Raw genomic sequence first — 16,828 nt, forward strand, 5'->3', positions numbered from 1 at the left:
AAGGAAGAAGCCGTGAAATTACTTGTTGTTGATGATAGCTCCACTATGAGAAGGATTATTAAAAACACTTTGGCAAGATTGGGGCATAATGATGTTCTTGAAGCTGAGCACGGAGTTGAAGCTTGGGACTTGCTTGAGAAAAATGACGATGTTAAAGTCTTAATTACGGATTGGAATATGCCAGAGATGAATGGACTTGACCTTGTTAAAAAAGTAAGAGCTGAGAAAAAATACGAAGATATGCCTATTATTATGGTAACGACTGAAGGTGGCAAGGCTGAAGTTATTACAGCCTTAAAAGCCGGAGTAAATAACTATATCGTTAAGCCTTTTACACCTCAAGTTTTAAAAGAAAAACTTGAAGATGTTTTGGGTGTGGGAAGTGATGCTTCAGCTGAATAAATTTCATTTTTTTAAAGATGAAAAAATTTTACTACGAGTTGTTTTTTAAGATAGGTGAGCCCTATAAGGATTTGGTGCTTGACTTTATTTTTGATTTGGGAGTTGAGGCAGTAGAGGAAAAAGATGAAGGCTTTTATATACGCTCAAGTGAAGAATTAGATGAGATTGCTTGGGCTTTAGAACTTTTTTGCGAAAGACTTTCGCATTTAAAAAATTATCCTTTAAATTTTAATTTTATTCTCAAAAAAAGAGAAAATAGAAACTGGATAGAAGAGTATAAAAAAGGCATTGAGCCTATTTTGATTGATCAAATTTATATCCATACCACTTGGCAAGAACCCAAAAAAGAGTATTTAAATATACAAATTAATCCCGCTCTAGCTTTTGGTTCGGGACATCACGAAAGCACCCATTCTTGCATAGAGCTTTTGCAAAAATTCGCCGAAAAAGATATGAAAGCCCTAGATTTAGGGTGTGGAAGTGGAATTTTAGCCATTATCTTGGCTAAATTCGGTTTAAAGGTTGATATTTGCGATACAGATGAGTTAGCCCTTAAAAGTGCTTTAGATAATGCAAAGCTTAACGATGTAAATTTTTGTAAGTCTTGGCAGGGTTCTTTAGATAAGGCTAAAGAAAAATATGATTTCATTGTGGCAAATATTATAGCTGATGTTATTTTGATTTTGGAAAAGGATATGAAAAATTGTTTAAAGGAAAATGCTATACTTATTTTATCTGGGATTTTAGACAAATATGAAGCTAGAATCAAGGATAAATTTAAGGATTTAAGTCTCATTTGTGAGCTTAGAAAAAATGAATGGCTAAGTTTAGTTTATAAAAAAGGAAAAAAATGAACGAAAATAATAAGAATAATAACAATCCGCAAAACAATAATTTTTTTAATAAAAATCCCATTTTTGTTTTTGCTATCTTTGCGATAGTTATGGTGGTTGTATTTAAAAGTTTTTTTGATGGAGGAGCTAGTTCTTTTGGTGGAAATTTAAGTGGTAGTGAAGTGAGTAAAAATGTGCCTTATTCTGAGCTTAAGAAGTTGATTGAAAGTGGTCAAATTAGTCAAGTTAGCATAGGGCAAAGCACCATTAAGGCTGTTTCTAGTGCGAATAATACTATTTATAATGCAAAAAAGGTTAATGACGCTGAATTAGTAAAATTACTCGATAGCAAAAACATTGCTTATGGGGCTTATTCTGAAACAAACTGGTTTACAGATATGATTTTTTCTTGGGTTTTGCCTATTTTTATCTTTTTTGCAATTTGGATGTTTTTGGCTTCTAGAATGCAAAAGAATATGGGAAGTTCGATTTTGGGTATAGGAAGTTCAAAAAAGCTCGTTAATTCCGAAAAGCCTAAGGTTAAATTTGCTGATGTTGCTGGGGTTGAGGAAGCTAAGGAAGAAGTCAAAGAGATAGTTGATTTTCTTAAGTATCCCGAGCGTTATATTAAGCTTGGGGCAAAAATTCCAAAAGGACTTTTACTTGTGGGACCTCCGGGAACGGGTAAAACGCTTTTGGCTAAGGCTGTAGCGGGTGAGGCTGATGTGCCGTTTTTTAGCGTTTCAGGTTCTTCTTTTATAGAGATGTTTGTAGGGGTAGGTGCTTCTAGGGTAAGAGATTTGTTTGAAAATGCAAAAAAAGAAGCACCCGCCATAGTTTTTATCGATGAGATTGACGCCATAGGAAAAAGTCGTGCGGCAAATGGCTTAATGGGCGGTAATGACGAAAGAGAACAAACGCTTAATCAACTTTTAGCTGAAATGGACGGCTTTGGCACAGAAAGTTCTCCAGTGATTGTTTTAGCAGCGACTAATCGTCCTGAAGTTTTGGATGCGGCTTTGCTTAGACCTGGTCGTTTTGATAGGCAAGTTTTAGTAGATAAGCCAGATTTTAAAGGGCGTTGCGAAATTTTAAAGGTGCATATGAAAGATGTGAAAATTTCGCCTAAGGTTAAAGTTGAAGATGTCGCCAGACTCACAGCTGGTTTGGCTGGGGCTGATTTGGCAAATATCATTAACGAAGCTGCACTTTTAGCAGGTAGAGACTCTAAAAAATATGTTGAACAAAATGATTTGGTAGAGGCTGTTGAAAGAGCTATTGCGGGGCTTGAGAAAAAATCACGCCGGATTAATGATAAGGAGAAAAAAATAGTAACCTACCACGAGTGCGGACACGCGCTTATTGCTGAAACGACAAAGGGTGCAAAAAGAGTAAGTAAGGTTTCGGTTATCCCTAGAGGCTTAGCGGCACTTGGCTACACCCTTAATACCCCTGAAGAAAATAAATTTCTTATGCAAAAACACGAACTTATTGCTGAGGTTGATGTGCTTTTAGGTGGGCGAGCGGCTGAAGAGGTTTTCATAGGTGAAATTTCCACAGGTGCTAGTAATGACTTAGAAAGAGCCACTGACATTATTAAAGCAATGATTTCTATGTATGGTATGAGTGAGATTGCTGGACTTATGGTGCTTGAGAAGCAAAGAAATACCTTTTTAACAGGTGGTCAAAGTATTAAAGATTATTCTGAAAAAATGGCAGAGTCCTTAGATGACTATGTTAAAAAGACTTTAGATGAGCGTTATGCTGATGTGAAACAAACGCTAAATACCTACAAAGGTGCTATTGAAACTATGGTAAATGCTTTGTATGAAGAGGAGACCATAGAGGGCGCTAAGGTGCGTGAGATTATTAAGGAATTTGAGGAGCAAAATGCTCTGCCGACGCGTCTGCAAGTTGAGGAGAAAAAAGAGCAAGAATGAATCGTTTCATTGCAAAAGAGGGCTGGACTGTCGTTTTTACCTTGCTAGGCTTATTGCTGTTAGTTTGGATATTTTGGGGTTTTAGCTTTATTTTACTTTTGGCGTTTTTAGCCTTTTTATTTTTATTTAGGGCTTCAAAACCTTATCTGGTATGTAACGATGAGAAGGCTATCTTGGCTCCCATTGATGGAAGGATTACGCGTATTGAAAATGCTTATTATGAGGATTTTGGAGAATGTTTGGAGTTAAATATCAAAAATGCTTTTTATGATTGTGGAAGTTTAAGTGCTCCTATAAAAATGCAGTTTGAAAAATTAACTTTAAGGCACGGGCTTTTTTTATGTAGTGAGCTTGAAGTTGCTAAAAAGATGAACGAGAGAATGATAATCCGTGCTTTTGCGGGAGATAAGAGCATAATAATGCGAATTTGTGCAGGTTCTTTAGATAGAAAATTAAAGCTTATGAATAATCCACATCATTTAAATGCAGGTGATAAAATGGGTTTTTTACTCAATGGATCTGTAAGCTTACTTTTGCCAAAAGATACAAGGGTGCATGTGGGTTTAAATGATGAGATTAAAGCAGGTTCACTTCTTGCTTATCTTTCTTAAGGCTTAAAAATGAATCATAAACTTCAACTCATTTATATCTTACCTAATCTTTTTACCGCCGCTTCGGCTTTTTTAGGTGTTATTTCGATTATTTCTTCGATACACGGTGATTTTGAAAAGGCTTTGATTTATATTATTTTATCCTTGCTTTGTGATGGGCTTGATGGACGCATAGCAAGACTTACTAATACAACTTCTAAATTTGGAGTGGAGTTTGATTCTTTAGCTGATTTAGTGGCATTTGGGGTTGCTCCTGCTGTGCTTTTTTATACAAGTATAGGGGTATATTATGGTAAATTTGGCTCTTTGGTTGCGGCGTTTTTTGTCGTTTTTGGAGCGATTAGATTGGCACGTTTTAATGTAACCACAGGTACTTATGAACCTTCTGTTTTTATAGGACTTCCCATACCAACAGCAGCAATTGTGAGTGCGATTTATACTTATACTTATTTGAGTTATGATTTTTTGAAAGATTATGGGCTTTTATTTGTGATTTTACAAGCGATTTTGGGAATTTTAATGGTAAGTAATATACGCTATCCAAGCTTTAAGAAACTTAATTTTAACCGCTCCAGCGTTTTGAAAGTGCTCGTTTTTTTAATGATGCTTTTTTCTTTTTTATATTTGTATCCTTTAGAAAGCTTGGTGATTTTGGCGAGTTTATATGTAGTGTATGGAATTTTACGCTTCTTTTTGACCTTTTTTGGGGTAAGAAAAAAGACTAAGGGTTAAGAGTAAAAATTTTTGAGTTCTTTAAGTTCTTTCTTACTGAAACCAGCTTTAAGTCTTGCTTCTTCATTAAGTGTTTTTCCAGCTAGGTTAAATTTCTTAAATTGCCTGCAAAGACTTAAATAATCATCTTTTTCATCTTTAGCAAAATTCCACCAAAAATCGCCTTTTTTTACATGCGTAATTTCTTCTTGCAAAATGATATGTAAAATTTCCTCTAAAAATGATTTAATACTATGATTTGAATTTTGAATTTTTTTAAGAACGAAGGGATTTGCGTCAAGTCCCTTAGCCTCAAGTCCCCTATGCACCACACCCATTCTGTATTTAAGCGAATTTTTAGTCGCTTTTAAGGCGTCTTCTAAATTATCGTGTGCTTCAAAAGAGCCATATTTAAATCCAAGTTCTTTTAGAGCCCTATTTAAAAGCTTAAAATGCTTGATTTCATCACTTGCGACTTCAAGCCAGTCTTTATAAAATTTAAGGGGTAAATTCTTAAAACGATAGCTTGCATCTAAAGCCAAATTAATGGCACTAAATTCTATATGTGCGATTGAGTGTATTATCTTTGCTAGAGCTTGTGTGCTATTTGTGTTTTTGGGACGGCGTATGCGAGTAGGATGCAAGATTTTGATTTTCTCATAAGTATTATTTTGAAAAATAGCAAAATGCTCGTGATTAAAGATAAAATTTTCCTTTTTAACCTCTTCGTAAAAATCATCAAAAAGCTCAAATTTAAGTTTTAAGTTTTTTTCATATAAAATTTTTTCTATTTGACTAAAAAATTCTTTTTTCATCTTTGCTTCTTTTTAAAATCTTTTTTCATAGATAAGTTTAGCTTGAACTTCGTTAAAAAAGGCTTTGGGAAAAAGATATTTTCCGCTTAAGGTAGGTAGATTTAATTCTTCATAAGTTAAATTTAGCTTAATGTGTGGCGTGAGTAAATTTTCTATAAAGGTCGTGCAGTAAAGCGTGTCATTTCCTTCATTAAGCACAAATTTTTTTCCAAGTTGTGATTTTGCTGTTAATGCAATGATTTCTTTTTGTGCTTTTGTAAGCGGTAGGCGTTTGATAGCTAGAGCTTGAGCGCGTGAGGCAAATTCTTCAAGTGAGCTTAAAATGACTTGATTGGGTTTATTTAGGTTATCATCTGTTGTGGCGTGTATGATAAGTGGCGGAGTGCTTGCAATCAATATCCCTAAATGTGTATAATAATGCCCTGAAATTTGAGATATTATCACACTTTCAAGGCTATTTCCACGCCTAAAGATGAGGTCGCCTATTTCAAGTTTAGGTAGTTTTAAATTTTCCATTTTAGAAATTTGAATTTGTTGTTTGGAGGGTTGCAAAAAGGAAGATGTAGCTGTATTAAAATATAAAAATACAGCACAAGAAATTAAAATTAAAGAAAGAAAATCAAACATATTAAATCAAATTAGCGAATCTTGACGCTCATTGCATCAAGTAAGAATAAATTAAAATATTTTGATTTTCCATTGATTATCGATTTTATTAAGATTAAAAGTTTCATTTTGACTACTATTGTCTTTAAAAACAACTTTAATCTGCACTTTTGCATTATTATCATCATCAAGCTCTTCGTTTAAAATCTCAATGGATTTTACCCCACCTTTTTTATCTGCCATTGTTTTTGTTTGGACACTATGAGCCTTTAATTTACCATCGACAAATTCTTTTTCGCCTTTTTTTGCATTGTCTGGTATATGAACAAATTCAATCAACGCTTCGCCATTACCATCATAAGCTTTTGTTATAAATTCTTTTGCCACTTCACTTGGTGAATTGCTTCCACAAGCTACGAATAGTAGCGTTACAAAAGCTAAACCTACATTTAAAAATGTCTTTATCATTTTCACTTTTCCCTATATGTTAAGATAGGATTAATTATAGATAAGAAAGATTAATAAAGTGATTAAAATATCGCAAAAAAAGAAAGCTATTTTTATATTTTGTGCTAAAATTTATCCTTAAATTTATAAAAGGATAAATGATGCTAAGCGAAGAGGAAAAAAGAATCATTATAGATAAAGGCACAGAAGCACCTTTTAGTGGGGAATATAATGATTTTTTCGAAGTTGGCGTCTATCTTTGTAAGCAGTGCGGGGCAAAACTTTATGAATCTACACATAAATTTAAGTCGCATTGTGGTTGGCCTAGTTTTGATGACGAGATTAAGGGTGCTGTTAGAAGAAAGCCCGATAAAGACGGAGTTAGAATTGAAATTTTGTGTGCGAAATGCGATGGGCATTTAGGACATATTTTTGAAAATGAGGGTTTTACGCCTAAAAATGTGAGACATTGTGTCAATTCTTTATCGCTGAAATTTGTGAGAAAATGATGTTTGCGAATATAGAAAACGAATTTTACCTTATGTTTTTTGCAGCCATTACCATACTTGCGGTGCTAAATCCTTTTGGAAATTTGACGCAGTTTTTGGCTATGAGCGAGGGTTTGCCCCTCAAACTTAGAAAAAAACTCTTTGCGACTATACTTTACACGGCTTTTATCATCGTCTTAGTTTTTTTGTTTTCGGGTTCTTTTTTTATGAATTATGTTTTTCGCGTGGATTTGGACGATTTACGAATTGCCGGAGGTTTGATACTTATTATAATGGCGGTTAAAAATTTGCTTTTTTCGGCTAAATTAGCTACGCAGGATTTTTCTCATTATCAAGAATTTGATGAAAAAGAGCTTTTAAGACGCAGTCTTATTCCTATGGCTTTTCCTATGTTAGTAGGTCCGGGGACTTTGGCTAGTGTGGTTGTGATTGCTGAAGATGGAGGAGTTAAGGTCGCTTTGGGTGCTGTTTTGATGGCATTTTTATTTATGGCTTTTTTGTTTTATTATGCGGCGACAATTGAAAAGATTGTAGGAAAGCTTATTTTACATGTGTTTTCACGCATTGCTCAAGTTTTCATTGTGGCTATGGGTGTTAAAATGATGATAGTGGGGATTAAAGGAATTTTTGGCTTAAATTAAGTTTTTTTAAAGCTTCATATTCTCTTGGAGTTCCACAAAATAGAATTTGATTTAAAGCGATTAATTCATATCTTATATCGGCGTTGCGTTTGATGAGTTCATTATACATAGGTGCGATGTAAAATTCGCCTTTTTCTAAATTATTTTTTTCTTGCATTGTTTTAAAAATGCTTAAAAATTCTTCACTTTTTCTAAAATAATAAAGCCCACTACTACAAAATGATGAAATGCGTGTTTTTTCTGCTGTTTTAGCGACTTTGCAAAGTTTTTCATCACTAGCTTTTATGAAGCTCCATTGTTCTCCTTCACTCTTAAAAACCTCCAAATAGCCATCAATCTTGTCTAAATCAAGATTTTGTGGGAGGTGAAAATTTGGGCGTAAGGTATCGATATTAAAAATCAAAATGCTATCTTTAATGCCTATTTTTTCAAGTCCTAGTGCGACGGTATGTGCTTGTCCTAGAGTAGGACTATCAAGCTCTATACTTTGATAATTTTTAAGATTAAGTTTTTGGCATTCTTGTTTGATAAATTCTTTTGTGTGATTGATATTTCTATAAATAAATAAAAAATCATTTGTCTTAAAATATGTCTTAAAGCCCTCTAAAACCCAGAAAAACACGCTTTTTTCTTGCAAATTTAGCATATATTTGGGTAAAGTATAACCAGCCTTACTAAAGCGTGAGCTAAGCCCAGCCATAGGAAAAATAATCGTCATCTTTCTTCCTTTAATAAATCATAAATTCGATAAGCATTTGCTAAAAAGGCATTTTGTCTTTTTGCGTCATCATTGTGAAGTGGCAACATCGATAAAAAAAGATGAAGACAAAGGGCTATGTGAGTTTGATTGATTTCGAAAAGTTCTTTAAAGATGTTTTGAGTTTTAATAATATTATCATTGATTTCGAGTTTAAAATCAAGTTCATATCCTTTTAGCTCACACTCGTAAAAACCTGCGACGATAAAATCATAAAGTCCAAAAATGGAATGTGCCAACTTAGCTAAATCGTAATTTTTATCTCCAAAAATACTGATTTTAGAGTCAAAATCCATACCCCTTGGATCATAAGTTTTAATTAAACCACTTCTAAAATCATACATTATATTAGAAAAACAAAAATCCCCGTGTATGAGACTAAATTCTTTTATATTTGGCAAAATTTCACTTGTTTGAGCGACAAGTTCGTTTAAAGATGGTTTTGGAGTGTGATTAAGGATAAAGGGTTTATTAAGATCTATATTTCTTTGCTTGGAAAATTCTTTAAGTCTTGATAAAGTTTTTTCTTTATAGTTAAAATTTAACCTACCTTCACTCTTAAAAGTGTGGCAAAGGTTTAAAAAATCTTTGATGGAAAGAAAAATTTTTCTCCAAATAAAATCAGGTAAAGACCCAAAAACAAAAAGCTCACTTAAGGTATTATGATAAAGATATTCTAAGGCGTAGCCGTCCTTTTTGGTAAAAAATTTTGGTGCGTAAATTAAAAGTGGAGTTGGCAGATTTTTAAACCACGCTTTTTCGGCTTTTATTTTTTCAGTCCAAGAGGAATTTTTAACGATGTAATTTTGTGAAACTTGCATAGTGTTAAAGCCTCGTTGTGTGGATATGATTTTTTTGGAGTGAAAATAATTTGTCATTAAGCCAAAATCAAGCCAAGTTTCATTTTCTATCGCTCTCATTTTTCTTTCTTTAGAATAGCTTTTTATACCTTTTACAAAGTCATAATGATTTTTAATTAAGTGTTTAGCCAGTAGTCTTGCATCGCTAAAGCAAAAAGCACCGGCGAGGATTTTACCTCTCTTTTCTCCTATTTCATTTACAATGTTAAATTCCTCGTTCAAATAAGCCCATTCGTAGTTTTCTTTTACACTTGTGATGCAAAGGCTATCGTTTTGTAATCTTAGGTTTTGAAAAAAGGTATCTCCATGAAGAATGCTTAGTTTTTTATTGATATTTAGGGCTTTAATGCAATAAACAATGGACTCACCAAGACTTAAATTTTCATCAACAAAAATAAGCTCAATGTTTAACTCTTCAAGTTTTTTTAAGTCATAATGACTGATTTTAAAGCTTTCTGGTAGGGATAGGACGATTTTTTCTTTTTGAAATAATTTTGCTTGATATTCGTAAAGTCTTTTATTGCCAAGTGGTAAAAAGGACGGCACTATCTTGCCAAATTCTAAAGTAAAGTCCGCGGAAGAATACTTAGCTGAAGTGATTAAAAGCATTGTGAGCTTTCTTTGGCGAGAAGTTTTTGAATTTCTTCATAACTTAAACTAATAAATTCACTCGGCCTAATAGCCTTATCATCGACATAAAAGCCCTCATCTCCACACCAAGCCTTGCCAACAATAAGATCGTCAAAAGGCACTTTATGCTTGTGAAGCCACTGCAAAATTGTAGGATAAGTGTGCGTTTTAATTTTTTCAACATCACCCTTAAAAGTTCGCATAGAGCGACTGGTGAAAATTGTGATTTTAAAGCCCATTTTTTGATAGTTTTGCAATTGTTTAATGAAAGCTAAATTGGGCTTTTTGTCCTCATAAGGGATATTTTTTTCATCTAGGGTTAAGGTGCCATCAAGATCAATAATAAGATTTTTCACGCTTTTCCTTAAAAAAATAAATAAGGTTATATTGTAACTTAAGCTTGTAAATCAAAACTTAAGTAAGAATTGATTAAGATAACAAGCCTTAAAGGAGAAAATATGCAATTTAACGAAAATTTAAATCGACTTAAAACTTATGAGCCGGGTAAAGATATAGAGCTAATTGCTAAAGAATATGGCGTTAAAGAAGTGATAAAACTAGCGAGTAATGAAAATCCGCTTGGCACTTCGCAAAAAGCAAGAGAAGCTATTATCCAAAATGCCTCAAAAGCTTATTTATACCCTGATGATAGTGCAAGTGAGTTAAGAAATGCGTTAGCCTTGAAATTTGGGCTTAAAATGCAAAATGTCATTATAGGAGCGGGAAGTGATCAAATTATCGAACTTGCCACACATGCTAAATTAAATCATCAAAATGCTTTTTTACAATGCGGTATAAGCTTTGCTATGTATGAAATTTACGCAAAGCAAGTAGGTGCTAAAGCTTATAAAACTAGGAGTATAACTCACGATTTAAACGAGTTTAAAAGCCTTTATGAGATGTATAAAGATGAGATAAAAATTCTTTATCTTTGTCTGCCAAATAATCCTTTAGGTGAGTGTTTAAACGCATTTGATGTGGAGGAGTTTTTAAAAGATCTTGATGAAGATTGTTTAGTTGTTATTGACGCAGCTTATAATGAATTTGCAAGTTTTAAGGACGAAAAAAAGCATATAAATCCTGCAAAATTCATCGAAAAATTCCCTAATCTTCTCTATCTCGGCACTTTTTCAAAGCTTTATGGGCTTGGGGGTTTGCGTGTGGGCTATGGTGTGGCAAATGAAGATCTTATTGATGCTTTGTATAAATTAAGAGCACCTTTTAATGTGAATATTCTAGCCTTAAAAGCCGCAGTTGCAGCACTTGATGATGAAGAATTTGTTAAAAGTAGCTTAGAAAATAACTTTTCTCAAATGCAAAAATTTGAAGATTTTGCTAGATTTAATGCTATTGAGTTTATCCCATCTTATACGAATTTTATCACTTATTTTTTTGAAGAACAAAATAGTAGCAATTTGAGTGAAAAATTACTTAAAAAGGGTATAATTGTGAGAGATTTAAAGAGCTATGGTTTAAATGCTATGCGAATTACCATAGGTAAGCCTTATGAAAACACACGCTTTTTTGAGGAATTTGAAGATATTTTAAAGAAAAATTAAATTTGATATTGATTAAAAAATAATTAATTTTTTGATTATAAAATAATGGCAAATTAAGGTATGAGAGAGTCTATGGATTTTAAAAATATGTTGCTACAAATTGGACAGCTGTATCAAAATTTAACGCGAAAACAGCGTATCGTTATAGCTGCCTCCATTGTTGTTGTTGTGGGATTTTTGGTTTTTTTAGCTCTTTTTCGTAATGGTCCTGCTGGGTCAAATGGATATGTTCCTCTAATAGAAAATGCAAATCCAAGCACAGCGGGAGCTATTGTTACAAGACTTGAGCAAAATGGAGTTCCTTATCGCTTAGAAAATGAAAGCACCATTTTAGTTCCTCAAGATCAGGTCAATCGTCAAAAAATGTTCATTGCTAGTGAGGGTTTGATTAAAGATAATCGCGTTGGTTTTGAGGTTTTTGATAAGCAAATTTTTGGGGCAACAAGTGCGGAGGAAAAGGTTAGAGCACAAAGAGCTTTGCAAGGAGAAATTGCAAGGATTATAGAAACTTTAGAACCGATTCGCAGTGCTTCAGTCATCTTAGCTTTACCTAAAGAGAGCGTTTTTACAGAAAGGCAAATTCCCCCAACAGCCTCAGTTACCATCAACATTAAAGACGGCTTTAGGCTTACAAGAAAGCAAATTGATGGGGTTAAAAATATAGTCGCCGCTTCTGTGCCAAGACTCACTAAAGAAAATGTTAAAATTAGTGATCAAAATGGTAATACTTTAGACGAGCAGCAACTAGAATCCGGCGAGGTTTTAGCTATGCAAATTCGTTACAAAAGAGATAGTGAAAGAGAGCTTGAAGAAAAAATTATCAATTCTCTTGCACCTTTTGCAGGAGGACGCGATAAACTTCAAGTGAGCGTTAATATAGAGTATGACTTTTCTAAGCAGGAATCCCAAAGCGAAATTTACGATCCTAACACCGTAGTTAGAAGTGAGCAAACGCTTAATGAAGAAAAGCAGGGTAGAAAAGATCCAGAAATTCAAGGAGTGCCCGGTGCTGTTTCTAATATAGGTCCTGTTGAGGGCTTAGCAAATAATGGTGTGATAGACTCTTATAAGAAAAATCAAGTTACAACAAATAACGAAATTTCAAAAACCATCACAAATACCAAAAAGTCTTTTGGTGTGCCTTTACGCATCTCAGCTGCAGTTACTATTGATGGAAAATATGAAGATGTTGTCGATGAAAATGGCGAGGTTAAAAGTGAATATGTGCCTTTACCACAAGCCCAGCTTAGTGGAGTGGAGAGCATTGTTAGAAGCACGATTAATTTTAATGCGGCAAGAGGCGATAGTGTTGTGGTGCAAAATTTACCATTTTATAGAGAGTCTATTAAGGTTGAAAGTAAGGTTAAGACCTTTTATGGACGCTTTATTGAGCCTTTTATACCGCCTGTTAAATACTTCATTGCGGCGATTTTACTTTTCTTCTTTTACAAGAAAGTTATCGCCCCTTTTACGCAAAAAATGCTCGAGGATGTTGCCGCTCAAGAAGAGGCACAGCATGGTCCAAGTCCGCTTATCGATGATGCAGAGGATGCGTTGGAGAAATTTAATGCGGCTAGAAAAAAGGTCGAAGAGCAGCTTGGTTTTGGTGATAATTTTAATGAGGACTCCATACAATATGATGTCTTACTTGAAAAATTAAGGGCTTTGGTGGGTGATAAGAGTGAAGAAATAGCGGCACTTTTGCAAAATCTCATTCAAAACGACTCTGATTTTAGCGAAAATAAGGATATATAATGATAAAGCTGAGTGAAGAACAAAAAATGATTTATGATGATTTGTCTATGCCTGAAAAGGTGGCGATATTTCTCATACAGCTAGGTGAAGATTCGACAACTTCGGTTTTTTCTCATATGGAAATCGATGTCATTACCGAAATTTCTCGCTATATCGCTATGGCTAAAAATGTTGATCGTTCTGTGGCTACGGCTGTTTTGGAAGAATTTTATACCTTACTTCAGTCTAATCAATTTATTAAAAGTGGTGGTCTTGAATACGCTAAAGAAATTCTTTTCCGCACTTTTGGACCAGAAATTGCTAATAAAATTTTAGAAAAACTCACAAAAAGTATGGAAAATAATCAAAATTTCGCATACTTAGCACAAATCAAACCACAGCAATTAGCTGATTTTATCACCAAAGAACACCCGCAAACCATTGCTTTGATTTTGGCACATATGGATAGTATTCAAGCGGCGGAGACTTTGGAATATTTTAGTGATGAATTAAGAGCTGAAGTTGTGATAAGAATGGCAAATTTGGGCGATATTTCTCCAAGTATCATTAAAAGGGTTTCTGCCGTGCTTGAAAGTAAGTTAGAAAGCCTTACTTCTTATAAGGTTGAAGTGGGTGGTCCTAGGGCTGTGGCAGAAGTGCTTAACCGCTTAGGTCAAAAGGCGTCTAAATCGACTATTACTTACATCGAGCAAAGTGATGAACGTTTGGCTGAAACAATTAAAGAATTGATGTTTACTTTTGATGATATTCAAAAGCTTAGCACTCCAGCGATTAGAGAAATTCTTAAAGTGGCTGATAAGCGTGATTTGATGGTAGGTTTAAAGGGTGCAAGCGAAGAGCTTAAGCAAAAATTCCTTTCAAATATGTCAACGCGTGCAAGTGAGGCTTTTTTGGAGGAAATGGGCTTTTTGGGTGCTGTTAGGGTGAAAGATGTTGAAGAGGCACAAAGAAAAGTTGTGGAAGTTGTGCAAAAGTTAGCAGAACAAGGCTTAGTCCAAACAGGCGATGCTGATGAAATGATAGAATAGGTTAGAATATGATTAATCGCAGTAATGTAATTTCAAACGAAACCTCAAAACAACATGTGATTGAGGGATATCGCTTTAAGGTCATTTCTGAATTTGCGAGTGAGCAAGAAAAAGCACAAAATGAGCAAGTGCATCACGAAGCTCCCATACCTCAAGTGCCTATAAAAGAAGAAAAAAACGAAGAGGCAAAAGAAGAAAAAAATGAGGAGCAAGAAGTCGCTTTTCAACCTAGTTTTGTAGAGGATTTACTTAAAAAAACTGACGAAATGTCTAATAATATTATCAAGCTCCAAATGCAAATTGAAAGTCAAGAAAACGAATTTAACAACCGCCTTGCAAGTGAACTTGAAAATGCTAAAGAAAAATACACAAAAGAGGGCTTTGAAGAAGCAAAAAATGAATTTGAAAAAGAGCTTAATGCTCTAAAAGATAAATATCTAAAAAGCATTTCTAAGCTTGAGGAGGCTTGTGCTAATTTAGATAATTTTGTGATTAAAAATGAAAAAGAATTAGCCGATACGGCTGTGGATATTGCCAAAGAAGTGATTTTAAAAGAGCTTGAGGAGGATTCTAGAAAAATCGCTTATGCTTTGGCTAAGGATTTGATGGAAGAGCTTAAGGGTGCTAGTGAGCTTGAATTAAGAGTTAATGCAGAGGATTTTGAATATTTAAAAGAGCATTTTAGTCAAGATAATCATATTAAAGTAAGTTTAGATGATGCCATTAGTAAAGGAAGTGTTGTAATTTTAAGCAATGCTGGAAACATAGAGTCTAACCTTAATTCACGCTTAAACAAAATCAAAAAAATGATTCATAATGATTAAGTTGGCTCATACAAATTTAGAATTGTGTGCTTTAAACGAGGGAGAGCTTAAAACACTTGCCGATAATTTAAGACAAAAAATCATAGAGGTTGTGAGTCAAAATGGAGGACATTTAAGTTCAAATTTGGGCGTTGTCGAGCTTAGTATAGCAATGCACTGCGTGTTTGATAGTGCAAAAGATCCTTTCATTTTCGATGTTTCTCATCAATCTTACGCCCATAAGCTTTTAAGTGGAAGAGAAGAAAGTTTTCATACATTAAGGACTTTTGGGGGTCTAAGTGGTTATACGAAAGGGGAGGAGGGAGATTATTTTATTGCTGGACATTCTAGCACTTCTATTTCTTTAGCCATAGGAGCTTGTAAGGCTATAAATCTTAAAAAGGAAGAGAGAACGCCTGTGGTTTTAATAGGCGATGGAGCATTGAGTGCGGGTATGGCTTATGAGGCTTTAAATGAGCTAGGCGATAGAAAATATCCTTGCGTTATTATTTTAAATGATAATGAAATGAGTATTTCTAAGCCCATAGGTGCGATTTCAAAATATCTTTCTCAAGCGATGGCAACGCAGTTTTATCAAAAATTTAAAAAACGCATAGAAAAAATGCTTGATTTTTTACCAGATAGTGCGACTTATATGGCGAAGCGTTTTGAGGAAAGCTTTAAGCTTATTACGCCCGGACTTTTGTTTGAAGAACTTGGACTTGAGTATATAGGTCCTGTTGATGGGCATAATATTAATGAAGTTGTTAATGCTTTAAAACAAGCTAAAATGATGCAAAAACCTTGCATTATTCACGCACAAACCATAAAAGGTAAGGGCTATACACTAGCTGAGGGTAAGCACGCAAAATGGCATGGTGTGGGTGCTTTTGATATTGATAGCGGAGAAAGTCTTAAGAAAGCAAATTCTAAGCCTAGTGCGACAGAAATTTTTAGTCAAAATTTGCTTCATTTAGCACAAAAGTATGAAAATGTAGTCGGTGTTACAGCGGCTATGCCTAGTGGGACAGGGCTTGATGCTTTGATTGAAAAATATCCTCATCGCTTTTGGGATGTTGCCATAGCCGAGCAACACGCCGTTACCTCAATGGCAGCTATGGCAAAAGAGGGTTTTAAGCCTTTTATAGTGATTTATAGCACCTTTTTACAACGCGCTTATGATCAAGTCATTCACGATTGTGCAATTATGAATTTAAGTGTCGTTTTTGCTATGGATAGGGCTGGGATTGTTGGTGAAGATGGTGAGACACATCAGGGCGTTTTTGATGTGAGTTTTTTAAGTGCTGTGCCAAATTTAACCCTTATGGCTCCAAGAGATGCTAAGATGATGAGAGAATGTGTGAAATATGCTTATTTTCATCAAGGTCCCTTAGCCTTTCGTTATCCGCGTGGTAGTTTTATTTTGGAGGAGGAATTTACTTCTTGCAAACTTTCTTTAGCTAAGTCGCAATGGCTGATTAAAAATTCAAGCGAGGTGGCGTTTTTAGGCTTTGGGCAGGGTGTTGGCAAGGCGTGGAAAGTTTTGCAGAATTTGGGAGAAAATTTTGCAAATTTAATTGATTTGATTTTCATTAAACCTTTAGATGAGCTTTTATTAAAAGAATTAGCCAGTAAAACTAAGATATGGTTTGTTTTTAGCGAAAATGTTAAAATTGGTGGAGTGGCGAGTTTGCTTAGGGAATTTGTAGCCCTGTATGATTTAAACATAAAGATTGTGAGTTTTGAGTATGAAGATGCCTTCATTACACACGGAAATTTAAATGAAGTTGAAGTAAGTTTGGGTTTAGATGTAAAAAAATTAAGTCAAAAAATACTTGATATTATTTAATAAAAAATATTCTTTGATATAAACATTTTTTAAATAAATTTTTTATATGATTTTGCTTGAAACTTAATTTAA

The 16,828-nt window shown here is 34.2% G+C and carries 18 protein-coding genes; 12 read left to right on the forward strand and 6 right to left on the reverse strand.

Annotated elements, in window-relative coordinates:
* Positions 1–12: 12 nt before the first annotated feature.
* From CVULP_RS02650 to pssA, 5 genes are read left to right on the forward strand one after another with little or no spacing between them, the layout of a single operon-like run.
* Positions 13–402, forward strand: coding sequence for a chemotaxis response regulator CheY (locus CVULP_RS02650; protein ID WP_099461030.1), 390 nt, complete (start codon positions 13–15; stop codon positions 400–402).
* Between the two features lie 17 nt (positions 403–419).
* Positions 420–1,256 (forward strand): 50S ribosomal protein L11 methyltransferase, encoded by an 837-nt coding sequence (locus CVULP_RS02655; RefSeq protein WP_099461031.1) that lies wholly within the window; start codon positions 420–422, stop codon positions 1,254–1,256.
* Entirely contained in the window at positions 1,253–3,175 is a 1,923-nt protein-coding gene (gene ftsH, locus CVULP_RS02660; RefSeq protein ID WP_099461032.1) for an ATP-dependent zinc metalloprotease FtsH, read from the forward strand. Before CVULP_RS02655 ends, ftsH begins: the two co-directional genes overlap by 4 nt.
* Positions 3,172–3,786, forward strand: a complete 615-nt coding sequence (locus CVULP_RS02665; RefSeq protein WP_099461033.1) for a phosphatidylserine decarboxylase — start codon at positions 3,172–3,174, stop codon at positions 3,784–3,786. The genes ftsH and CVULP_RS02665 overlap by 4 nt, the downstream gene beginning before the upstream one ends.
* Positions 3,787–3,795: 9 nt before the next feature.
* A complete protein-coding gene (pssA, locus tag CVULP_RS02670) occupies positions 3,796–4,518 on the forward strand; it encodes a CDP-diacylglycerol--serine O-phosphatidyltransferase (protein WP_099461034.1) in 723 nt (240 codons plus the stop codon).
* On the opposite strand, the gene CVULP_RS02675 is transcribed toward pssA, so the two are convergent.
* From CVULP_RS02675 to CVULP_RS02685, 3 genes are read right to left on the reverse strand one after another with little or no spacing between them, the layout of a single operon-like run.
* Complete coding sequence (locus CVULP_RS02675; RefSeq protein ID WP_099461035.1) at positions 4,515–5,312, reverse strand: ferritin-like domain-containing protein; 798 nt, start codon at positions 5,310–5,312, stop codon at positions 4,515–4,517. The genes pssA and CVULP_RS02675 overlap by 4 nt on opposite strands.
* 12 nt (positions 5,313–5,324) lie before the next feature.
* Positions 5,325–5,939, reverse strand: coding sequence for a YiiX/YebB-like N1pC/P60 family cysteine hydrolase (locus CVULP_RS02680; protein ID WP_099461036.1), 615 nt, complete (start codon positions 5,937–5,939; stop codon positions 5,325–5,327).
* A 51-nt stretch (positions 5,940–5,990) separates the two neighbouring features.
* A complete protein-coding gene (locus tag CVULP_RS02685; protein ID WP_099507433.1) occupies positions 5,991–6,386 on the reverse strand; it encodes a DUF4878 domain-containing protein in 396 nt (131 codons plus the stop codon).
* A 140-nt stretch (positions 6,387–6,526) separates the two neighbouring features.
* Here CVULP_RS02685 and CVULP_RS02690 point away from each other — a divergent pair, with 140 nt between their 5' ends.
* Complete coding sequence (locus CVULP_RS02690; RefSeq protein ID WP_099461038.1) at positions 6,527–6,874, forward strand: methionine-R-sulfoxide reductase; 348 nt, start codon at positions 6,527–6,529, stop codon at positions 6,872–6,874.
* 11 nt (positions 6,875–6,885) lie between these two features.
* Positions 6,886–7,515 (forward strand): MarC family protein, encoded by a 630-nt coding sequence (locus CVULP_RS02695; protein ID WP_099461043.1) that lies wholly within the window; start codon positions 6,886–6,888, stop codon positions 7,513–7,515.
* Here CVULP_RS02695 and CVULP_RS02700 read toward each other — a convergent pair.
* The 3 genes from CVULP_RS02700 to CVULP_RS02710 are packed head-to-tail and all read right to left on the reverse strand — an operon-like array spanning position 7,490 to position 10,118.
* Positions 7,490–8,233 carry a glycosyltransferase family 2 protein gene (locus CVULP_RS02700; protein WP_099461039.1) on the reverse strand — a complete coding sequence of 248 codons (744 nt, stop codon included), beginning with the start codon at positions 8,231–8,233 and terminating at the stop codon, positions 7,490–7,492. The genes CVULP_RS02695 and CVULP_RS02700 overlap by 26 nt on opposite strands.
* Entirely contained in the window at positions 8,230–9,741 is a 1,512-nt protein-coding gene (locus CVULP_RS02705; protein WP_099507434.1) for a capsular biosynthesis protein, read from the reverse strand. The genes CVULP_RS02700 and CVULP_RS02705 overlap by 4 nt, the downstream gene beginning before the upstream one ends.
* Positions 9,732–10,118, reverse strand: coding sequence for an HAD-IIIC family phosphatase (locus CVULP_RS02710; protein ID WP_099461502.1), 387 nt, complete (start codon positions 10,116–10,118; stop codon positions 9,732–9,734). The genes CVULP_RS02705 and CVULP_RS02710 overlap by 10 nt, the downstream gene beginning before the upstream one ends.
* 102 nt (positions 10,119–10,220) lie before the next feature.
* On the opposite strand from CVULP_RS02710, the gene hisC reads away from it, so the two are divergent.
* The 5 genes from hisC (at position 10,221) to dxs (ending at position 16,756) form a co-directional block, all read left to right on the forward strand.
* On the forward strand, positions 10,221–11,321 hold the full coding sequence (hisC, locus tag CVULP_RS02715) for a histidinol-phosphate transaminase (RefSeq protein ID WP_099507435.1): 1,101 nt from the start codon (positions 10,221–10,223) through the stop codon (positions 11,319–11,321).
* Positions 11,322–11,393: 72 nt separating this feature from the next.
* Complete coding sequence (fliF, locus tag CVULP_RS02720) at positions 11,394–13,076, forward strand: flagellar basal-body MS-ring/collar protein FliF (RefSeq protein WP_099461504.1); 1,683 nt, start codon at positions 11,394–11,396, stop codon at positions 13,074–13,076.
* Positions 13,076–14,104, forward strand: a complete 1,029-nt coding sequence (fliG, locus tag CVULP_RS02725) for a flagellar motor switch protein FliG (RefSeq protein WP_099461505.1) — start codon at positions 13,076–13,078, stop codon at positions 14,102–14,104. The genes fliF and fliG overlap by 1 nt, the downstream gene beginning before the upstream one ends.
* An 8-nt stretch (positions 14,105–14,112) precedes the next feature.
* Positions 14,113–14,928, forward strand: a complete 816-nt coding sequence (fliH, locus tag CVULP_RS02730) for a flagellar assembly protein FliH (protein ID WP_099507436.1) — start codon at positions 14,113–14,115, stop codon at positions 14,926–14,928.
* Entirely contained in the window at positions 14,918–16,756 is a 1,839-nt protein-coding gene (gene dxs / locus CVULP_RS02735) for a 1-deoxy-D-xylulose-5-phosphate synthase (protein ID WP_099507437.1), read from the forward strand. Before fliH ends, dxs begins: the two co-directional genes overlap by 11 nt.
* Positions 16,757–16,828 lie beyond the last annotated feature (72 nt).

It is taken from the genome of Campylobacter vulpis (genome assembly GCF_014217995.1).
In the GTDB taxonomy this organism is placed as follows: domain Bacteria; phylum Campylobacterota; class Campylobacteria; order Campylobacterales; family Campylobacteraceae; genus Campylobacter_D; species Campylobacter_D vulpis.

What these genes read in the sequence shown, in the direction of transcription:
- CVULP_RS02700 (WP_099461039.1), bottom strand. Translation starts at nt 8,233, where the DNA reads ATGACGATTATTTTTCCTATGGCTGGGCTTAGCTCACGCTTTAGTAAG.
- CVULP_RS02675 (WP_099461035.1), bottom strand. Translation starts at nt 5,312, where the DNA reads ATGAAAAAAGAATTTTTTAGTCAAATAGAAAAAATTTTATATGAAAAA.
- CVULP_RS02685 (WP_099507433.1), bottom strand. Translation starts at nt 6,386, where the DNA reads ATGATAAAGACATTTTTAAATGTAGGTTTAGCTTTTGTAACGCTACTA.
- CVULP_RS02655 (WP_099461031.1), top strand. Translation starts at nt 420, where the DNA reads ATGAAAAAATTTTACTACGAGTTGTTTTTTAAGATAGGTGAGCCCTAT.
- CVULP_RS02690 (WP_099461038.1), top strand. Translation starts at nt 6,527, where the DNA reads ATGCTAAGCGAAGAGGAAAAAAGAATCATTATAGATAAAGGCACAGAA.
- fliG (WP_099461505.1), top strand. Translation starts at nt 13,076, where the DNA reads ATGATAAAGCTGAGTGAAGAACAAAAAATGATTTATGATGATTTGTCT.
- hisC (WP_099507435.1), top strand. Translation starts at nt 10,221, where the DNA reads ATGCAATTTAACGAAAATTTAAATCGACTTAAAACTTATGAGCCGGGT.
- pssA (WP_099461034.1), top strand. Translation starts at nt 3,796, where the DNA reads ATGAATCATAAACTTCAACTCATTTATATCTTACCTAATCTTTTTACC.
- CVULP_RS02705 (WP_099507434.1), bottom strand. Translation starts at nt 9,741, where the DNA reads ATGCTTTTAATCACTTCAGCTAAGTATTCTTCCGCGGACTTTACTTTA.
- fliH (WP_099507436.1), top strand. Translation starts at nt 14,113, where the DNA reads ATGATTAATCGCAGTAATGTAATTTCAAACGAAACCTCAAAACAACAT.
- CVULP_RS02665 (WP_099461033.1), top strand. Translation starts at nt 3,172, where the DNA reads ATGAATCGTTTCATTGCAAAAGAGGGCTGGACTGTCGTTTTTACCTTG.
- CVULP_RS02680 (WP_099461036.1), bottom strand. Translation starts at nt 5,939, where the DNA reads ATGTTTGATTTTCTTTCTTTAATTTTAATTTCTTGTGCTGTATTTTTA.
- ftsH (WP_099461032.1), top strand. Translation starts at nt 1,253, where the DNA reads ATGAACGAAAATAATAAGAATAATAACAATCCGCAAAACAATAATTTT.
- fliF (WP_099461504.1), top strand. Translation starts at nt 11,394, where the DNA reads ATGGATTTTAAAAATATGTTGCTACAAATTGGACAGCTGTATCAAAAT.